General features: G+C 44.8%; 11 protein-coding genes. 9 read left to right on the forward strand and 2 right to left on the reverse strand.

Going from position 1 to position 18,938, the window contains the following annotated elements; translation table 11 throughout:
* Positions 1 to 177: 177 nt before the first annotated feature.
* The 8 genes from ACKKE8_RS15855 (at position 178) to ACKKE8_RS15890 (ending at position 9,874) form a co-directional block, all read left to right on the forward strand.
* The gene (locus ACKKE8_RS15855) at positions 178 to 648 is read left to right on the forward strand and encodes a hypothetical protein (protein ID WP_409178977.1); all 471 of its coding nucleotides are present in this window, start codon (positions 178 to 180) and stop codon (positions 646 to 648) included.
* 509 nt (positions 649 to 1,157) lie between these two features.
* The gene (locus ACKKE8_RS15860; protein ID WP_007729097.1) at positions 1,158 to 1,415 is read left to right on the forward strand and encodes an autorepressor SdpR family transcription factor; all 258 of its coding nucleotides are present in this window, start codon (positions 1,158 to 1,160) and stop codon (positions 1,413 to 1,415) included.
* A gap of 16 nt (positions 1,416 to 1,431) precedes the next feature.
* The gene (locus tag ACKKE8_RS15865) at positions 1,432 to 2,055 is read left to right on the forward strand and encodes an SdpI family protein (protein ID WP_409178978.1); all 624 of its coding nucleotides are present in this window, start codon (positions 1,432 to 1,434) and stop codon (positions 2,053 to 2,055) included.
* 1 nt (position 2,056) lies between these two features.
* Positions 2,057 to 2,812, forward strand: a complete 756-nt coding sequence (locus ACKKE8_RS15870; protein ID WP_409178979.1) for a CPBP family intramembrane glutamic endopeptidase — start codon at positions 2,057 to 2,059, stop codon at positions 2,810 to 2,812.
* A gap of 238 nt (positions 2,813 to 3,050) precedes the next feature.
* Positions 3,051 to 6,170 carry an efflux RND transporter permease subunit gene (locus ACKKE8_RS15875; RefSeq protein ID WP_409178980.1) on the forward strand — a complete coding sequence of 1,040 codons (3,120 nt, stop codon included), beginning with the start codon at positions 3,051 to 3,053 and terminating at the stop codon, positions 6,168 to 6,170.
* Positions 6,171 to 6,194: 24 nt separating this feature from the next.
* Positions 6,195 to 7,529, forward strand: coding sequence for an efflux RND transporter periplasmic adaptor subunit (locus tag ACKKE8_RS15880; protein WP_409178981.1), 1,335 nt, complete (start codon positions 6,195 to 6,197; stop codon positions 7,527 to 7,529).
* Between the two features lie 21 nt (positions 7,530 to 7,550).
* Positions 7,551 to 8,333 (forward strand): linear gramicidin aldoreductase LgrE, encoded by a 783-nt coding sequence (gene lgrE / locus ACKKE8_RS15885; RefSeq protein ID WP_409178982.1) that lies wholly within the window; start codon positions 7,551 to 7,553, stop codon positions 8,331 to 8,333.
* Complete coding sequence (locus ACKKE8_RS15890) at positions 8,330 to 9,874, forward strand: aldo/keto reductase (protein WP_409178983.1); 1,545 nt, start codon at positions 8,330 to 8,332, stop codon at positions 9,872 to 9,874. Before lgrE ends, ACKKE8_RS15890 begins: the two co-directional genes overlap by 4 nt.
* Positions 9,875 to 9,958: 84 nt before the next feature.
* On the opposite strand, the gene ACKKE8_RS15895 is transcribed toward ACKKE8_RS15890, so the two are convergent.
* Both ACKKE8_RS15895 and ACKKE8_RS15900 read right to left on the reverse strand, forming a co-directional pair.
* Positions 9,959 to 10,723, reverse strand: a complete 765-nt coding sequence (locus ACKKE8_RS15895; protein WP_409178984.1) for an ABC transporter permease — start codon at positions 10,721 to 10,723, stop codon at positions 9,959 to 9,961.
* Position 10,724: 1 nt separating this feature from the next.
* On the reverse strand, positions 10,725 to 11,660 hold the full coding sequence (locus ACKKE8_RS15900) for an ABC transporter ATP-binding protein (RefSeq protein ID WP_409178985.1): 936 nt from the start codon (positions 11,658 to 11,660) through the stop codon (positions 10,725 to 10,727).
* A gap of 448 nt (positions 11,661 to 12,108) precedes the next feature.
* Here ACKKE8_RS15900 and ACKKE8_RS15905 point away from each other — a divergent pair, with 448 nt between their 5' ends.
* Positions 12,109 to 18,936, forward strand: a complete 6,828-nt coding sequence (locus tag ACKKE8_RS15905; protein WP_409178986.1) for an amino acid adenylation domain-containing protein — start codon at positions 12,109 to 12,111, stop codon at positions 18,934 to 18,936.
* Positions 18,937 to 18,938: the final 2 nt, after the last annotated feature.

Below are 18,938 nucleotides of genomic sequence, written 5' to 3' on the forward strand. Positions count from 1 at the left end.
CAGCGAACGTTCATTCAATAAAAACAGCGGACAGTCTAAGACTTTATTTTTAGGTCTTAGGTGGCCGCTGTTTCATTTTGTGGAGTCAGCCTAAAACCAATTTTTGGTAAAATAGGCGAACGAATAGGCGGAAAATCCATAACGTAAAGTGTATCAAGCCAATAGAGGAGGGAATTTATGTACGGGTGGTATCCACAAGAGGGTTATTATCCAATTTCAGCGGGAGAAGGCAGACACTACAACGATTACGAATTACTGAGACACATTGCCAGATTAGAGCGACGCTTGGCGGAAGTACAAGAAGCCTTGTCAGCATGTACGAAAAAGAATGACGGATTAAAAAAGGATTTAGAAGTTGTTAGACAGCAAAGCCCAGTGCAGACTCAAAATGATCAAACCTATCAACAGCCAGGAGTAGATAAAGTAAATGTCAAATGTATAGCAGCGACAGGGACATCGGTAACCTTTGAGATATCGGAAAGAAGATTAACATTTGATAGCGATTATTATGGTAAATATGTAGGGGAATATACCCCTGGAAAAGTATATCCAGCCATGGCGGATTATGGAGCGGGGCAAATCTATCTTACCATTAAGGATGATAATGAAATTTGGCATACATTTAGATATTCACGTATCGAATCGTAATTGACAAGTTATGCTCATGAAAGTTAGTGGCAATTAAATAAAGAGATTGCTCGCTTAGATTGATTCTTGTCGACTTGTCGAGTGATATAACCAAGGATACTGACTGCGAGTTGCCAGAAAATGCATATGTCACTCGACATTATACATACTTCGGAAAGTGCTATGTAAGCAAACCGATGTCATTTTGCTAGTTGAGAAAATTAGCCTATAAAAAGTCCTCATGCAGCGCCCCTTTCTTCACGAAATAGAGGAACTCATTGATTTTGTGATCAAGGGAATAGGGGATGGCTGCTTATGTTCGATTTCATTGACGAATTACGTACCATTTGTAAAGTTATTGGATAAATTTTGTATTTATGGTAGAATCAATATACGGATGAACGATTCACAAACCAAACTCCCTCCATTCAGTAGTTTCTTACGAGCTGGCACAAGGCATTTTTCAACACAATATTTAGATGAATTTCTAAATATCTAACAATGAAGTATGAAAGTAGGATCGATTGATTATGTCAATGAATTACGCATTTAAGGCACTCTCTGATCCCACAAGAAGAAAGATTCTTGACCTGTTGAGGGAGAAAGATATGACGGCTGGGGAAATAGCCGACCATTTTCAAATGACAAAGCCCAGCATCTCCCACCACCTCAGTTTGTTGAAACAGGCACAAATGGTTTACGACGAACGAAAAGGACAAAACATCTACTACTCACTTAATACGACCGTTTTTCAAGACTTATTAAAATGGTTTATCCAATTCCATTAGAAAGGGAGGTAGTCACATGAATAAATCCAATTTGTCTATTTTATTTTTTGTCATCAGTGTTGTATTGGGTGTCATTTGTTATCCCTCAATGCCTGATCAGATGGCAATTCATTGGGGACCAAATGGCGAACCGAATGGTTTTGCGCCTAAGCTTGTGGGTGTATCCTTTATTCCGGTTGTGATGCTGTTTATTTTCGTGGCTGTTCGCAGTCAAAAACAGTATTACCAAAAGTTCCAAAGCAGTCACGATACAATCTTGAATACATTAATGATCGTACTTCTCGTCATCCATGGCGTGATAATCGCATATGGATATGGGTATATGTTAAATATTGGGATATTCGTCACGCTTATTTTAGGAATTCTCTTTGTAACAATTGGGAACTTTATGCCTCGTTTTCGACATAACTATCTGATTGGGATACGCACGCCATGGTCCCTCGCGAGTGAAGAGGTCTGGAAAAATACTCACCTATTGAGTTCCCGTGTGTTCTTCATCGGAGGAATCCTCATCATGCTCACCTCATTTTTACCAACAACCATTCATTACATCCTAATGTTGATCATTGTGTTGGTGACAATTCTGATTTCTATCGCAAGTAGCCACTACTATTACAAAAAAATAGGAAGGGGAAAGTAGAATGAAAAACTTGAAAATAGCAATTCTGTTATCAGTGGTGAGCGCTATCGGCTTTATCTCAGCTATTCCCTATATGCTGGCAATTAGCGGGGATGCATTATCCATGATTCCTCTCCCGATACCGGTTGCAATGGCAATTTTCGTCTTGCAGGGAAGCATCATGGCATTTCTGTTTTCGTGGATTGGATTGACTTTCGCAGTCAAGGTTGGGCTGGATGCTCCTGTCCTTCGGAAGTGGTTATATAAAAAGGGTGGAGAATCCTTCAACAAAAAGGGGATCATTCAAGCAGTCATCTTTGGATTTGCAGCAACAGCTCTTCTCCTCCTACTGGAACTCGCCGTTTTCCAACCATTACTGCCAATCTTGGCGGAAAAGGCCCAAGACTTAGAAGTGTCGGTTTGGGCAGGTATGCTGACAGCCATTCAAGGCGGAGTATACGAGGAAGTCATGGTTCGTTTGTTCATGATGACAATGATCGTGTGGATTTTGAGCAAGCTATTCGGACGTAAATCCTCCCCTAAGCCCTGGATGTACTGGGCAGGCATCTTTGGGGCAGCCCTTATATTCGGGCTTGGTCATCTCCCTGCGGCAAATGTCTATTTTGGTGAGATTACCCCGCTGTTGTTCATTCGCACGATCGCTCTTAACGGGGTGGCAGGTATATTATTCGGTTACCTCTACTGGAAGCGTGGGCTGGAGTACGCAATGATTGCTCACGCGATAGGGGATATCATCCTTCATGGTTTCATTAAATAAGAAAGCTTCCCACACGAATCCGTTGTGTGTAGAAACATACAAGTGTTCGACATTTCGAGAGATTTTTCGAGTAAGTAGATCAAAAACTCCGTCGTAAGGTGGTTTTTGGTCTTCTTTACTGTTTTGTAAAAAAGCGAAATGAAAAACAAAATTTAATTTTTATGGAAATTTATTGAATACGGAAAAAATGAGGGGTAATATAGAGAATGGAATTTACTAGGAATGAGGGGGGCATGCCTTGCGTTTTCTAACGAATTTTTCTCTCAGAAACTCAACCGCTATTATTATTATGAGCCTGCTTGTCGTAGTCAGTGGAATCATTGCCGCCATGTCTCTCAAGGTAGAGAACATGCCGGATATCACTTTCCCTGTGCTTCTAGTCAATACTACTTATCCGGATGCATCACCAGAAGATGTTCTCGATGATGTAACGAAGCCATTGGAACGTGAAATTGGGCATGTAACAGGCGTTAAAGCAGTGGAGTCATACTCAAGCAACAATAGTTCCACGCTACAGGTCTACTTGGAGACTGGTTCAGATGTACAAGCTGTCAGGGACGAGCTGGAAAGAAAAATCTCCAGTATCGCGCTTCCTAGCAAAGTAAGCAGACCGCAAGTGATGATTCAGGGATTCAGCAATCAACCCGTCTATTATCTGTTTGTGACAGGACAGGATAAGGAGAGTGGACTCGATCATTTTGACAACGATGTGAAAGAAAGCGTGATCAAAGAGTTAGAAGGTATTGAAAGTGTTGATAAAGTATCGACAATAGGCGGGCAATTCAAAGAAATGAAAATCCTGCCGAATATAGATTCGCTAAACTACTACGGAATCTCTCCGTTGCAGTTGAAACAGCTTTTACTTGACAATCACGTAGCTCTGCCAATTGGTGCGATCACCGAGGATGGGGAAGAGCGCATCATTCGCGTGGTGAGCCGTTACCTCAATGTGGAAGATATTCGTAACACCAAGATATTCCTCCCAAGTGACCCCAAAAATGGGCTTACCTACGTCAGACTTGGGGACATCGCAGAAGTCAATTTTGATCAGGTCATTAATTCGATCAGCCGCTTTAACGGCCAGAATGGAATTAACATCAATATTTACAAAACACGTGATGCCAATGCAGTAGAAACCGGCGATGCCATCAATGAAAAACTATCCCTTTTAAAAGAAGAGTACCCGGACTTAACCTTTACCACGATTTATGACACCTCTGTTGATATCAAGAATTCGATTAACGGCATGCTCAAGGAAGGCTTGCTCGGAGCTATTATGGCTTCTGTAGTCATCTTGCTGTTTTTGCGTCATGTAAAAGCAACCCTCATCGTCCTAGTTTCAATCCCAACATCCATCCTTGTAAGTCTGATCTTCATGTCCTTTATGGGCATCACTCTCAATATGATCACACTTTTCGGGATGGCAGTGGCTGTAGGACGAGTTGTGGATGACAGTATCGTCGTCATCGAGAACATTTTCCGCCATTTGCAATTGAACAAAGAACGCAAGGAAAACTTGATTCAAATTGCCACCCACGAAATGCTACATGCCATTACCTCATCGACTTTTACAACAACTGCCGTATTTTTACCCATTGTGTTTGTTGGAGGGATGATTGGAGAAGTATTCCGACCATTTGCACTAACCGTCGTTTGCTCTTTGTTTGCCTCACTATTAGTCGCCGTGACGATTGTTCCACTGTTAGCCAAGCTGATGATCCTAAAAGACCGCAATATCAAGGAATATGAACATGGGAAAGGATCTGACACGTACAGGAAGTTACTACACTGGTCACTCAACCGCAAGCCCGCTATCGGATTTCTGTCACTCGTTCTATTTGTCGCTAGTCTAGCGCTTCTCCCGTATATGAAATACGGATTGTTTCCTGATCCGGAAGCGAAGTACATATTCGCGCAAGTAACGATGCCAAAAGGTACACAACTAGATGGTCTCGATCAAACGGTTGCCCAGGTCGAAAGTAAATTGCTGGAGCAGCCAGAAGTAGAGTACATAGAAATCAATCTTGGCTCCGAAAATGAAGCGGAAATACGCCAATCCAACCAAGCCCTCTTAATAATCAAAACAGGGCCAGATGTGAATCTCGACCAAACCATCAAGAAATTTGAGGGAATCGTCAAACCAATGATTCCACTAGGATCTGAAATGGCCTTGACTAAACCTGGTAGCAGCGATACCAACAAGTTCAAGGTGATCCTGTACGGGCCAGATCTGGATCGTTTGAAAGAGGCCAGCGAAATTGTCAAATCAAACTTGAAAGTAAGTCCTCTGTTGACAAATGTGAAGGACAATTTGAACGATTTCAAAAATGAAGTTGTCATTAAAGTCGATAGAGACAAAGCCTCGGAATTGGGAGTTTCCCCTGTACAAGTGGCTCAAGAGATCAACCTCCTGGTCTCGGATACCCAAATTGGCAAGATCAAAGTCGACGACAAAGACTATAGTCTTTTCTTTGGACTCGGTGAAAGCCATGCAAAATCGCTAGAGGAACTGAACAATATCTACATTCAAACGCCAAGCAAGCAACAAGTGCGTTTGGTGGACTTTGCCGAGATTGACCAAGAAAAAGTTCAATCACAAATCATGCGCAAGGACGAAAAACAGTTCGTACAAATTACAGCAGATATCACGAGCGACAACAAAGGAGGAGCGAGTAATTTCCTGTTTGCGATGTTGCAAGCGGAAAAATTGCCTGCTGGAGTTACATTGTCATCAGAAGGTGTCTCAAGCGACATGGAAAAAAGCTTTAAAGATATGCTCTTAGCCATTGGTGCAGCGATTTTTATCGTCTACATTGTCATGCTCATCACTTTTGGCAATGCGACGGCTCCGCTCGCGATTCTACTGTCCCTGCCACTTGCTGTGATCGGCGGATTATTTGGTCTGTTCATTTCGGATACCGTTCTCGATATAACGGCACTTATCGGCTTTTTGATGCTGGTAGGAATTGTTGTTACCAATGCAATCGTATATGTGGACAATATCCAGCATCGAAGACTGGAAGGGACTTCTATGCGTGAGGCAGTTGTCGAAGCTGGCGTGACCCGATTACGCCCCATTATTATGACGGCAGTTGCGACAGTTAGCGCGCTCTTGCCGCTTTACCTCGGCTTTTCTGAAGGAGCCTTGATGACCAAAAGCTTGGCGATCGTGGTCATTGGTGGACTCGTTACTTCAACGATCCTGACCTTAATCGTGGTTCCTATCGGGTATGAATTACTGTATCGGATCAAAAAAGATTTTTTTGCCCCTGATACCAAAGAAGCGGAGATCGAGCCAAGTGAGGATATGTTTATTTCTGTGCTGAAAAGTTTACGCGATATGAAAAAGTCTGGGTAAGGCAGAGGGAGGAGTTTACTAAAAATGCAGAAGACGAAGCTAATCAGCTCAGGTGTGGCATGCCTTATAGGCCTGACGATCATCTCTGGATGCAATTCTCAATCCGCAGAAAAGACCAATTCGAATCAAGGAAGAACACAAATCGAAAGCCAGTCCAGTCCTGAGGTTGAAACCATTAAAGTGGAGAATTCCGTTGATGTTCAAGTAGAGGAAGTAACGGAAGGAGAACTCAAAGAATCTGATAGGTTGCTGGCGGAGGTATTCGCGAACACGGACGTGAGTATTTACGGCAAAACTACCGGGACCGTTTCGCAAATCCTAGTGAAAAAAGGGGACACAGTAAAAAAAGGACAAGTCATCGGAAAGCTGGATCAAACCGAAGCGCAATTGAAACTGCGTCATGCTGAGGCGGCATTAGCGGTCGCCAACGCAAATCTAGAGCATTCCAACAAAATGGGGACGTCGAGCGAATTGGCAAACAGTCAACTGAAGCAGGCGGAGCAAACCTATGCGAATGCCCAGCGTACGATTGCACAAGGTTTGACGCTGGCGCAAGCAAATTACGACCGCGCTAAAAAGCTGTTTGAAGAGAAAGCTTTGTCCAAAAGTGAGCTGGAGAATGCACAAAACGCATTTCTGCAAGCAAAAAACCAGTATCAAAGCCAGCTAGATCAGGCCCAAATCGCTTTAATTAATGCTCGGACGCAAGTGAATACAGCCGATAAAAATGGACGAGTCACACAAGCGAACGTGCAACAAGGAAAGGTTGAAGTGGATATTTCCAGAAATGCGCTGGATAACACACTGATCAAATCAACAGTAGACGGCATTGTCACCGATATCCAAGTTCAAGAAGGTGACACGATCAACCCGCAGAAGCCTATTGCAACGGTCATTAACCTTGACCCGATGATTGTGAAGGTGAATGTGTCAGAAAAAGCGTTGGCGAGCTTCCAAAAAGGAACACAACTAGAATTGCAGGTTCCCTCTCAAAATATCAAGGTCAAAGGCAGTATTGCCTACGTGGGACTAAAGGCTTCTGAGCAATCTAAGCTTTTCCCCGTGGAAATAGAAGTCCCAAATCCAAAAGGTACGCTACTTCCCGGAATGAAGGCGGAAGTGTCTTCACTCAAAGGACAAGCAGGTATTCTCATACCGACCGATGCCATCCTTGAGCGAAATGGGAAATCGGTAGCCTACGTCGTGGATGGAGAAAGAGTAGCGGAGAAGGAAATCTCAATCGCTTCGAAAGGAACGGAGAAGACGCTTATCGGCTCTGGAGTGAAACCAGGAGAGCAGGTAGTTATCAAAGGACAATCACAATTAAAAGATGGTGCAAAAATACGCATTGTTCCCTAAGTAATATCGAGGAGGATACCTATGCAAAAGATGTACGTTTCCCAGAACCGATGGCTACTCTCTGCAAAAATGACGGCGGAGGCAGAAGTGCTATTATTTTGCTTTCACTATGCTGGTGGTCATGCTGGTATTTATCGGGATTGGCAAAAAAAGCTGCCCGTTCAGATTGGCGTTTGTCCTGTGCAGCTGCCAGGCAGAAGTAATCGCTTTTTAGAGCCTTGCTACACGGATTTGTCTGTAATGATTCGTGATCTGGCAGAAGCGCTACTTCCCTATCTGAATCGACCGTTTGCCTTTTTTGGACATAGCATGGGAACACTGGTCAGCTTTGAGCTGGCTAGATATTTACGCAAACATTACAACCTCAAGCCGCAACACTTGTTTGCATCCGGATACCATGCCCCGCATCTGCCAGATCCGGGTGAAGCCATCCATCACCTCCCAGATCAAGAGTTTCTGGAGGGCGTACGAACGATGAATGGCACGCCAAAGGAAATTTTTGAGGACAAGGAGATTCTCGACATGCTTCTCCCTACGCTTCGGGCCGATTTCACGATATGCGAGACGTATCGCTATCAGGACGAGGAACCGCTGGAGTTCGGACTGACGGCCATTGGCGGTTGGCAGGACCCGGATTTTTCCGTACCCCATATCGAAGCCTGGAGAGATCACACGAACGGTTCTTTTCAAACGCACATATTGGAAGGGGACCATTTTTTCATCCATTCTCAGCAGGACCAAGTCCTTACTATTGTCGGGTCAACTCTTCAAAATTATCTTGCAGGGTACAGGGGGATAGGATGATGACAGGAAAAGCAACACGAGAGGGGACACAGCGCCTAGCACAGGCCAATCCCCATCTTTTCTATAAGCAATTTGGCAGCTTCGATGTTTGGATCAGTCAGGTTGGATTCGGAACGTACCGGATTGATGAACAAGATGAACAGTACCAGCAGGCACTCCGTAAGGCACTGCTCGAAGGAATTAACCTGATTGACACGAGTAGTATGTATACAAATGGTAGCGCTGAGAAAGTCATCGGTCGTGTGCTGAAGCAGCTGATCAGTGAAGAAAGAATAAAGCGGGAAGAGCTTGTCATCGTGTCCAAGGCCGGTATCGTTCAAGGCGAAGATTCCGAAGAGACGTTGAAGAGGACAGAGGAAGGCAAACCGTATCAAGACTTCACGACGGTACATGATGGATTGTCGATATGTATTCACCCAGAATACCTTCAAGACCAGCTGACGCGCAGCCTGCAGCGGTTACAGGTGGACACGATTGATTGCTACATGCTCCACAATCCAGAGTGGTATTTGCTATGGGCAAAGATGAAAAAGATCAAACAACAGGAAGCGTATGATGAATTATTAGAGCGAATGGAGAAGGCTTTTCGACATCTGGAGAAAGAAGTAGAATCAGGTCGGATTCAATGCTATGGAGTCAGTGCCAATTCGTTTGTCAGCAATGTCAAGGAATTTGATTTTGTTGCGCTGGATACCCTCTGGGAGATTGCAGAAAAGATTACGCCGAATCACCATTTTCGCGTCATCCAGTTTCCAATGAACATGTACGAATCCGGTGCCATGCTCGAAAAAAGCCATGCGCAAGGCAAGAGTGCCTTGTTATTTGCCAAGGAAAAAGGACTTGGTGTCATGACCAACCGGACGCTAGATGTGACAGCGAAGGAAAAAATCTTCCGCCTGACGAACATCCAACTAGATCAGAGCACAGTCATTGACGAAAAAGAAGCCCTCCGTCAAATCAAGGATTGTCTGAATCGTGTAGATGATGTAGAGGATCAGATCGTCTATCGCGTCTTGCCATTGCTTAACATGGAGAAAGAAGATGTGAAAGAGCTGAAGAAAAAAATATCATCTGGCGCTACACTCCGAAAATACTGGAAAAAGCTATACTCTGCCACAAATGTGCAAAATGTGAGAAGCTTCATGTTTGAGCCGGTCATCGAAGATATTCGCAATACGATTAAAAAACATGGGGGCTTGGACGACCAGACACAACAATGGCTGGATACCTACAAGGCAACTCTCATGGAGACAGCTGAAGCTTTGAAGAGCTATTACGCCCCCAAAGACTACCAGCGTTCACTGGATATCTCGAAAGAGCTGACGAGGGTGAAACCGCATTTAATGACAACAGATAACCTCAGCCAAGCAGCGATTAGAACGATGCGCGCCACTCCAGAGGTACACAGCGTCCTCGTGGGAATGAGACGCGAGCATTATGTAGATGATGTACTAATGGAATTGAAAAGACCTTTGGATACGATCATGCAAGAAGAAGACTGGCACACAATGACCCAAACCCTAAAAGCGGTAATTGGCTAAAAACACTTCGCAAATAGTAAAACCACCTTATGGAATCGTGTGACAACAACGATTTCATAAGGTGGTTATTTTTCATACTTTCAGTTATTTCCACTTGCTGATGATATGCTCGCGATCAAACACCTTAATACTTATCTGGAACAAGATCAGGGCAACCACCGCACCAAGCGTGACCATTCCCAGATAGATTACCGGATTGCTCATCATTGAAAGGAAGATGACCTGACTGACAGCAAGTCCGATGATCGGCAGAACCAGGATGGCACCAAATTGTTGGGCTGCTGCAACGTTGTCAACTTTGGAGGAAACAATGACGCTCATGGATACGCTGATGATTGAAATAAATGGGACCAGCAGGAGCATCGCGAGAATAAATACGATGGAAAAATACTCGCTAGCATTGTCAAAGGTTGCAAAGATGAACCCCAGAAAGATTAGCTGGACCACCCAGGTCAGAGCGATGGAAGGTAAGGAGTACGCTAGAACCTTCCCAAGCAAAAACTCCTTGGTGGAAATCGGGGTGACCAGCACGCTTTCCAATGTTCCTGTCATTTTTTCCATGATGATGCTCGTCGTGGCAAATGTTAAGGGGATCATCGCCGGTACGATCAGGAATAAGAGGAAATAGAAGCGGGCAATGGCAATATGACCATCTGCACCTGCCATGTTAAGGAGGGGATTGGTCAATTTCATCAGGTTAAGGATGAACTCCATCTTACCGTTTTGGGCAAATACAGTTGTGATCAGAGCGACAACTAATATAACGAATGGTGCAGCTAGATTCGTAATCAATACAGAGCGGGCAGCGAAAAGCTCTTTCCATTCCCGGAGAATAACAAATCCCGGCATCCTAAATCGCCTCCTTTTCTTGATTCAACAAGCTGAGATAGGAGTCCTCCAGTGACACGGAGATGGGTGCTATGTAATTGACGGTAATATCCGCTGCGACCAGCTTTTTGATCAGCTGTGGGTTCGAGGCCTTCGGATTGGCTACCCTCAGGTGGAAGTGATCTTCAGTGCGCTTATACGTCTCAACTTCCTCAGCGGCTTTAATAATCTGTTCCGACTTTTGAGAATCCGATCCTACGTCAAGAAGCACATTGTAGGTGGTCCACTCTTCGCGGAACTTCTGTGGGGTAGTTAAACGAATCACCTCGCCCTTAATGATGGCGAATTCATGACATAACTCATCAATTTCTGCCAGGATGTGTGAACAAAAGATGATCGTTTTTCCAGATGCAGCCCACTCGCGAATCAAATCTTTCAGCTTCCGAGTGCTTACAGGATCGAGATTGGCTGTGACCTCGTCTAAGAAAAGCACTTCTGGGTCGTGTAAAATCGCGCAAACAATCGAAAGTTTTTGTTTCATTCCTTTTGACAATCTGCCAGCAGGATCGTTTCTTCTGTCCCATAAATCGAACTGGCGAAGCAAATATTCGATGCGTGAAGCACGCTTGGCTTTGGGAATCTGGTAGCAGGAGGCGAAGAATTCCAGGTTGTCCAACAGAGTAAGCTTGTCGTACACCCCGGGAGATTCTGTTACACAACCAATTTTTTTGCGAATCTCTTCTTTGTTCTTGCTGATTTGATGACCGAGAATGGTGACTTCTCCTGACGTAGGCTCAATGAGGCAGGACAGGATTCGTAGGGAGGTTGTTTTTCCAGCTCCATTAGGTCCGAGTAGACCAAAAATTGTACCTTTGGGAATCGAGAGGGAAATGCCATCGAGAACTTTTTTGTCTCCGAACGATTTTTTGAGATCCTTAATTACGATTGCAGGCTCCATAAAAAAAATCCCCTTTTCTAGACTTTTCTGTGATCCGATTGGGTGTGCAGCTCCCGCCTATTAACTTTTTATCCAATTCAGAATATTGATGGCTTGGAAATTCCTTGTCTAGACAATTTCATATCAGAGTGAAATGTCATGTTGAACGAAGTGCAGCATTGAAAATGGGAGTTGTCAGAAAATGTCATTTTTTACCAGTGGTAAACTTACCTCCTTTCATCCCCCAAAACTAGCAGAGTAATGCCTTTTGGCACACTTTCCTCTAATTGTTGGGCACAAAAAAATTTAAAAATTTACATACAACCTCTTGCAAAAGACCATATTTTTGAGTTATATGTAAAATCATGTAACAAAAAGTAAAAATGTGGAACAACTTCCATCTAAAACGATTTTCAATCGAAGTCAACTTTTTGTCAACGAAATTATGAGAAATGCTGGTGATGTTTTTTTGAGAATACTATTCCTAACAACATTCATGAGCAAAGAAAACAGGATTGTGCAGTTTTTGGAGTCAAGAAACCACGAAGTCATCGTGTGCCAAAAAAAATGGGAGCAACAAACCGAATATTTTGAAGAAATCGATTATATTGTCAGTTACGCGTACGGTTATATTCTGGGTAAGGAAATCGTATCCCGTTTCAAAGGGCGCATTATCAATCTACATACATCCCTCTTGCCCTGGAACAAGGGGAGAGACCCTGTTTTCTGGAGTATTTGGGATGAGACACCAAAAGGGGTTACGCTACACCTCATAGACGAGAACGTAGATACCGGAAATATCCTTGTTCAGGAAGAGATTGCTTTTGATGACGAAGATACCCTGATCGATTGTTACAACAAAGCGAATCAGGTGATTGAAGACCTGTTCATCCGAGAGTGGGAGAATATTGTAAGTGGGCGGATCACACCATTTCCGCAACCATCTGGTGGATCGATTCACTACAAAAAAGACCGAGATTTCTACAAAAACCTGAATATGACCACCGTAAAAGAGCTGCTGGCATTAAAGCGTTTTTGTGGAGAACGAGCACAAGTAGAGATGCAGAGCGATAAAACCTACCACCAGTTGTTTGAACGACAAGTCGAAGTGTCACCGGATAGTCTAGCAGCGATATACCAAGACCAGTCCCTGACATACAGACAGCTTAATGAGCGAGCCAATCAGTTAGCCCATTACCTTTGTGCCAAAGGAATTAAGCCTGATGATCAAGTGGCGCTCATGATGGACAGATCACTGGACATGCTTGTAAGTATTCTCGCCGTTCTAAAAGCAGGAGCAGCTTATCTCCCTATCGATCTGGATTATCCGGATGAACGAATTGCTTACATGCTAAACGACAGTAACGCACCCGTTTTATTGACACAGACTCCCCTTGTCGAGAAGGCGAAAAGTATCTGCGAAATAAAAGTGATCGACGTGTGTGACCCTGGTAGTTTCAGCGACAGAAAAGAAAATCTACCGCACGTCAATCGATCAACAGATCTCGTCTATGTCATGTATACATCGGGATCAACAGGTTTGGCCAAGGGCGTGATGATCGAGCATCGCAACCTAGTAAATTTTTGCGAATGGCATCGCCAGTACTTCGAAGTAAACCCTGAAGATAAAGCACTTGTCTATTCCAGTTTTTCATTTGATGGGTCTGTATTGGAAATATTTCCCTATTTACTCACGGGCGCTTCATTAAACATCGTGCCAACTGCACTGAAGTATGATCTGATTGCCTTGAATGATTATTGCAACCAAGAAGGCATTACAATCAGCTTTTTTCCGACAGGAGCAGCTGAACAGTTCATGCAGATGGATAACCGTTCTTTTCGAGCGATGCTCACAGGCGGGGATGTGCTAAAAAAGGTTGATCGGCGCGGTGCTTACAAGCTTCACAACATGTATGGACCGACAGAGTGCACGATTGCTGCTACTATTTTTGAGGTGGACAAGCAATACCAGAGCATTCCGATTGGCAAGCCTATCGCTCATACCTACCTCTTCATTTTGGACGAAAAGCTGGCATTACAACCGATTGGGGTAGCAGGCGAGGTATTTATCCTCGGTGAAGGGTTGGGACGAGGATATGTGAACCGACCAGATTTGACCGCTGAGAAATACATCATTCATCCGCAGACGGGCGAGCGCATGTACCGTACGGGAGACAGAGCACGCTGGTTGCCTGACGGGAACATCGAGTTTTTGGGCCGCCTCGACAATTTGGTAAAAATTCGCGGATATCGGATCGAGCCAGGAGAAATTGAGCCTTTCCTCATGAATCATCCATTGGTCGAAATGGCAACAGTTATCGCCAAAGAACGGGAGGATGGCCGCAAATACTTAGTTGGCTATTATGTTGCTCCTGATGAAATCCCTTTTCACGAGCTGAGGGAATGGCTCAGAAATGATCTTCCTGATTACATGATCCCGACGCACTTTGTTCACATGGAGACTCTACCGCTCACCACGAATGGAAAGGTAGACAGGCGGGCATTGCCAGATGTACGCGAAGATGAGGAACTGCTGAGGGACTATTATGTCGCGCCTACTGATGAGCTTGAACAACAATTGGCTCAGGTATGGAGCAACGTGCTCGGAATTTTGCAGGTGGGAATCGACGACCATTTTCTTGAATGCGGTGGGGACTCGATCAAGGCCATGCAGCTCATTTCCCAGTTCAAGAATATCGGATTCGACTTGAGATATGACCAGCTTTTTAAGCATCCAACCATTCGCCAATTGAAACGTTTGCTCACAGAGCAAGAGCAGACGAACATACAACCATTGCAGGAGCTGATCGAACAACAAGAATACGAAACATCCGCGGTGGAGAAACGAATGTACATCATCCAGCAGCAGGATGTCGAGTCGATCGCATACAATGTGACATTCACGGTTGACTTTCCCAAATCCGTAGATGTGGAGCATATCCAGATGACCTTGCAGCAGCTGGTGATGCGCCACGAAGGATTACGAAGCACGTATCACATGTATCAAGACGAAATTGTAAAACGAATTGTCACATTCTCCGAGCTATCATTTGTCCGTCAAACGGGTACAGAAGAGGGGCTACACAGCCTACTTGCAGAGCACATTAAGCCATTCGATCTGGCGAAAGCGCCATTACTCCGGGCTGGAATCATTGAAACTCCTGACAAACAGGTTCTCTGGCTCGACTCTCATCACATCCTCATGGATGGCTTATCCAAGTCGATTTTGTTACGGGAATTACAGACTTTACTCGAAGGACAGCAGCTTCTCCCTTTAAAAAATACCTATAAATCATTTGCGCGATGGCAAAACGACTGGCATTCAAGTGAGGAATTCAAACAGCAAGCTGCTTACTGGAAAAGCCTTCTAGAGGGCGATCTTCCCGTAGTCCAACTTCCTACACGAAAACGTCCGCCGCAACTGACATTTGATGGAGCTACTATCACGTATCGCGCAAACAAAGAACTCACTAGAAAGCTCAAGACCACGGCAACAAAACATGATGTAACCCTCTATATGCTGATGCTCACGATCGTATCTGTCTGGCTATCCAAAATGAATAACGACAGCAAGCAAGTCATACTAGGTACCGTAACAGATGGCAGACAGCATCCAGATACGCGAGAGATACTTGGAATGTTCGTTAATACCTTGCCACTTCTTCTCTCGATTGACCATGAAGCAAGCTTTTTACATAACCTGCAACAGGTAAAGCAAGAGCTTTTGTCTGCTTTGCAAAACCAGTACGTTCCTTTTGATAAAATTCTCGAAGGCTCTGGCGCAAAACGCGAAGGGAATCGTCATCCCCTGTTTGATGTGATGTTCATGATGCAAAGCTCACCGGAAACAGGGTTGGAAAACAACACGCGTCATATCAACAACAGGATTAGCAAGTTCGACCTGACACTTGAAACAGTGGAGCGGGAGAACGAGCTGCACATTGTTTTTGAATACAACACACGGTTGTTTGATGAAAGCATGATCCACCGTATGATTGCGCAGTTTGAACATCTCCTTTTGCAAGCTGTTCACGGTTTGGAGGAGCACGTTAAAGCTTTTGAACTCATGACCCAAGCGCAACGCCTCGATTTGTTTCTAGGGGTAAACGATACATTCAAAACATATCCCAGCAAATTGATCATGCAGTTGTTAGAAGAATGGGCTACTGCTACACCTGACAAGATCGCATTGGTACTCCGCGAACAGCGCATGACGTATCGAGAGCTGAACGAACGAGCAAATCAACTGGCACATACCCTCCGTACAAAAGGGGTGAAACCAGACGATCTGGTGATGCTTATATCGGAACGATCCTTCGAGATGATAGTGGCCATTTTCGCCGTGTTGAAAGCAGGTGGAGCCTATCTGCCGATCGATCCGAACAGTCCAGCTGACCGCATTTCCTACATTTTCACAGATAGCGGCGCCAAGATGGTGGTAGCACAGTCCCGTTTTGTTGAAAAAGCAAGCTTTTCAGCGGATGTTATTGATTTGAACAGCGAGAGTAGCTTTTCCCCAGATACAAGCAATCTACCGCTGGTTAACAAGCCGAAGGACCTCGTGTATGTCATGTACACATCGGGCTCAACCGGGAAGCCAAAAGGCGTGATGATTGAACACGAGGGGCTGCTCAATGTCCTCCATGCCATGCAGGATGAATATCCGCTCATGTGTGAAGATGCATTCCTGCTGAAGACGACCTACATTTTTGATATCTCTGTAGCGGAAATTTTTGGGTGGATTCCTGGGAATGGCAGATTGGTGATTCTCGAACCAGAGGCGGAGAAGAATCCCAAAGAAATATGGCAAGCGGTACTCCAAGAAGGGATCACTCACATCAATTTCGTGCCATCCATGTTGATTCCATTCGTCGAATATCTGGAGGGGCGAAACGAAGCCAACCGATTGCGGTACATCCTTGCTTGCGGGGAAGCGATGCCAGATGATCTTGTGCCAAAAGTATATGAGGTACTGCCGAATGTGAAATTGGAAAACATTTACGGGCCAACAGAAGCGACCATATATACGTCCCGCTATTCGCTCGAAAAAGACTCACTGGAGAGTCCTGTGCCCATCGGAAAGCCGCTGCCCAACTATCGAATGCATATCGTCAATCAGTACGGACAATTGCAGCCAATAGGCGTTCCGGGCGAACTCTGTATTGCCGGAATCAGCTTGGCGAGAGGATATTTGAATAACGAAGAGCTGACAGCGGAAAAATTTGTTGCCCATCCGTTAGAGGCTGGTAAGCGTATCTATCGAACAGGCGACCTGGCACGCTATCGTGAGGATGGCAATATCGAGTATCTCGGACGGATGGACCATCAGGTAAAAATTCGTGGATACCGCATCGAGTTGGATGAAATTCGTAGCAAACTGATTCAGGAAGAGTCCATTCATGATGTGGTGGTTATGGCCCGAACCGACCAGAACAATCAGGCATACTTGTGCGCCTATCTGCTTTCTGTGAAGGAATGGACAGTCAGTCAATTGCGCGACCTGCTTCGCCGTGAATTGCCAGAATATATGATACCTGCCCACTTCGTTCTCATGAAGGAGTTTCCGCTTACATCCAACGGTAAGCTGGATCGCAAGGCCCTGCCCGAACCGGATGGAAGTGTGGGAAGCGAAGTGGAATACGTAGCGCCACGCTCCGAAATGGAAGAGATTCTTGCCGGAATTTGGGGAGAAGTACTTGGCATCGAGAGGGTAGGGATTCAAGACAGCTTTTTCGAGCTTGGTGGAGATTCGATCAAGGGTTTGCAGATCGCGTCTCGTCTGCAACGGATGAATCTCATGATGGAAGTCAATCATCTGTTTAAATATCCGACGATCGAACGAATGGCACCGTTTGTCATTTCCGAGAGTATCACAATCGATCAGGGACTGGTAACAGGGCCTGTCTTACTTACCCCAATCCAGCACTACTTCTTTGAACGGATTACATTAAGCAGACATCACTGGAATCAAGCAATGATGATTTTCAGCCAAGAGGGCTTCCATAGCGAACTAGTGATGGAGTCTCTACATGCGCTTGTGCTTCATCATGATGCCCTGCGCATGAGTTTTACCGAATCGGATGAGGGATTTGTCCAGTTTAACCGGGGCGACGATGGTAATCTGTTCGAATTCCATGTGTTTGATTTTACAGAAGAGCTGGACGCTCGAAACAAAGTGGAAGAAGAAGCAAACCGCCTGCAAGCCAGCATGAATTTTCAGGAGGGACCGCTGGTTCAAGTAGCGCTCTTCCAGACAAGAGTAGGTGACCATCTGCTTTTTGCGATTCACCATCTGGTTGTTGACGGTGTTTCCTGGCGCATCATTCTGGAAGACTTCCGAACCGCCTATCAACAAGTAGCTTCAGGTAATCCAATTGCTTTACCGGAAAAAACACATTCCTATCAAAAATGGGCGAAAGAGCTAAAAAACGTAGCCAATAGCAAGAAGCTTGTAAACGAACTAGCTTATTGGAAAAAAGTCGAATCCATTCCGACTCGTCCATTGCCAAAGGATCAGGAGACCATTTATCAGACCGAAATGGAGACGATAACAGCGTCGGTTCGTTTATCCAAAATGGAGACTGAACAATTACTGCGCCATACAAATCACGCCTACCAAACGGAAACACAAGAGATTCTGTTGACTGCCTTGGGAATGGCGATGCAGGAATGGGCAGGGGCAAACGATGTGAGGGTCTTTTTGGAAGGACATGGACGAGAAGAGATTGTCAAAGGCTTGAATGTCTCCCGTACGGTAGGTTGGTTCACTACCCTTTTCCCAGTCGTCCTGCCTGCTACCAAATCGGGCCAATTGGCGGAGCAGATCAAGCTGGTCAAAGAAATGATTCGTGCTATTCCTTCTAAAGGAATCGGGTATTCCATCTTAAAGCATCTCACAGAGACCGAGCACAAACGAGACATCGATTTCACACTCCAGCCCGAGGTTGTGTTCAATTATTTGGGACAGTTCGATGCCGATCTGGACAATGATCTGTTCACGCCATCGAATCTACCAGAGGGTAGAGTGCTAGGACCACATGCCGAACGCATGCACCCGTTAGATATCTATGCCAAGATTATCGGTGGAGAGCTGGTTATCTATATGAATTACAATCGCCATGAGTATCACAAAACGACGATAGACAAGCTCATGGGACTCTATCAATTTCATTTGAACGCTATTATTGTACATTGTATACAAAAGAAAGATTCTGAGTTAACACCGAGTGATTTTGTGGACAAGAAGCTCTCTCTGGAAGAACTCGATGACATTATGGACTTGATAGGCGATTTGTAAGT

Origin of the sequence: Brevibacillus fortis, from assembly GCF_046196545.1 — a bacterium.
Taxonomy (GTDB): Bacteria; Bacillota; Bacilli; order Brevibacillales; family Brevibacillaceae; genus Brevibacillus; species Brevibacillus fortis_A.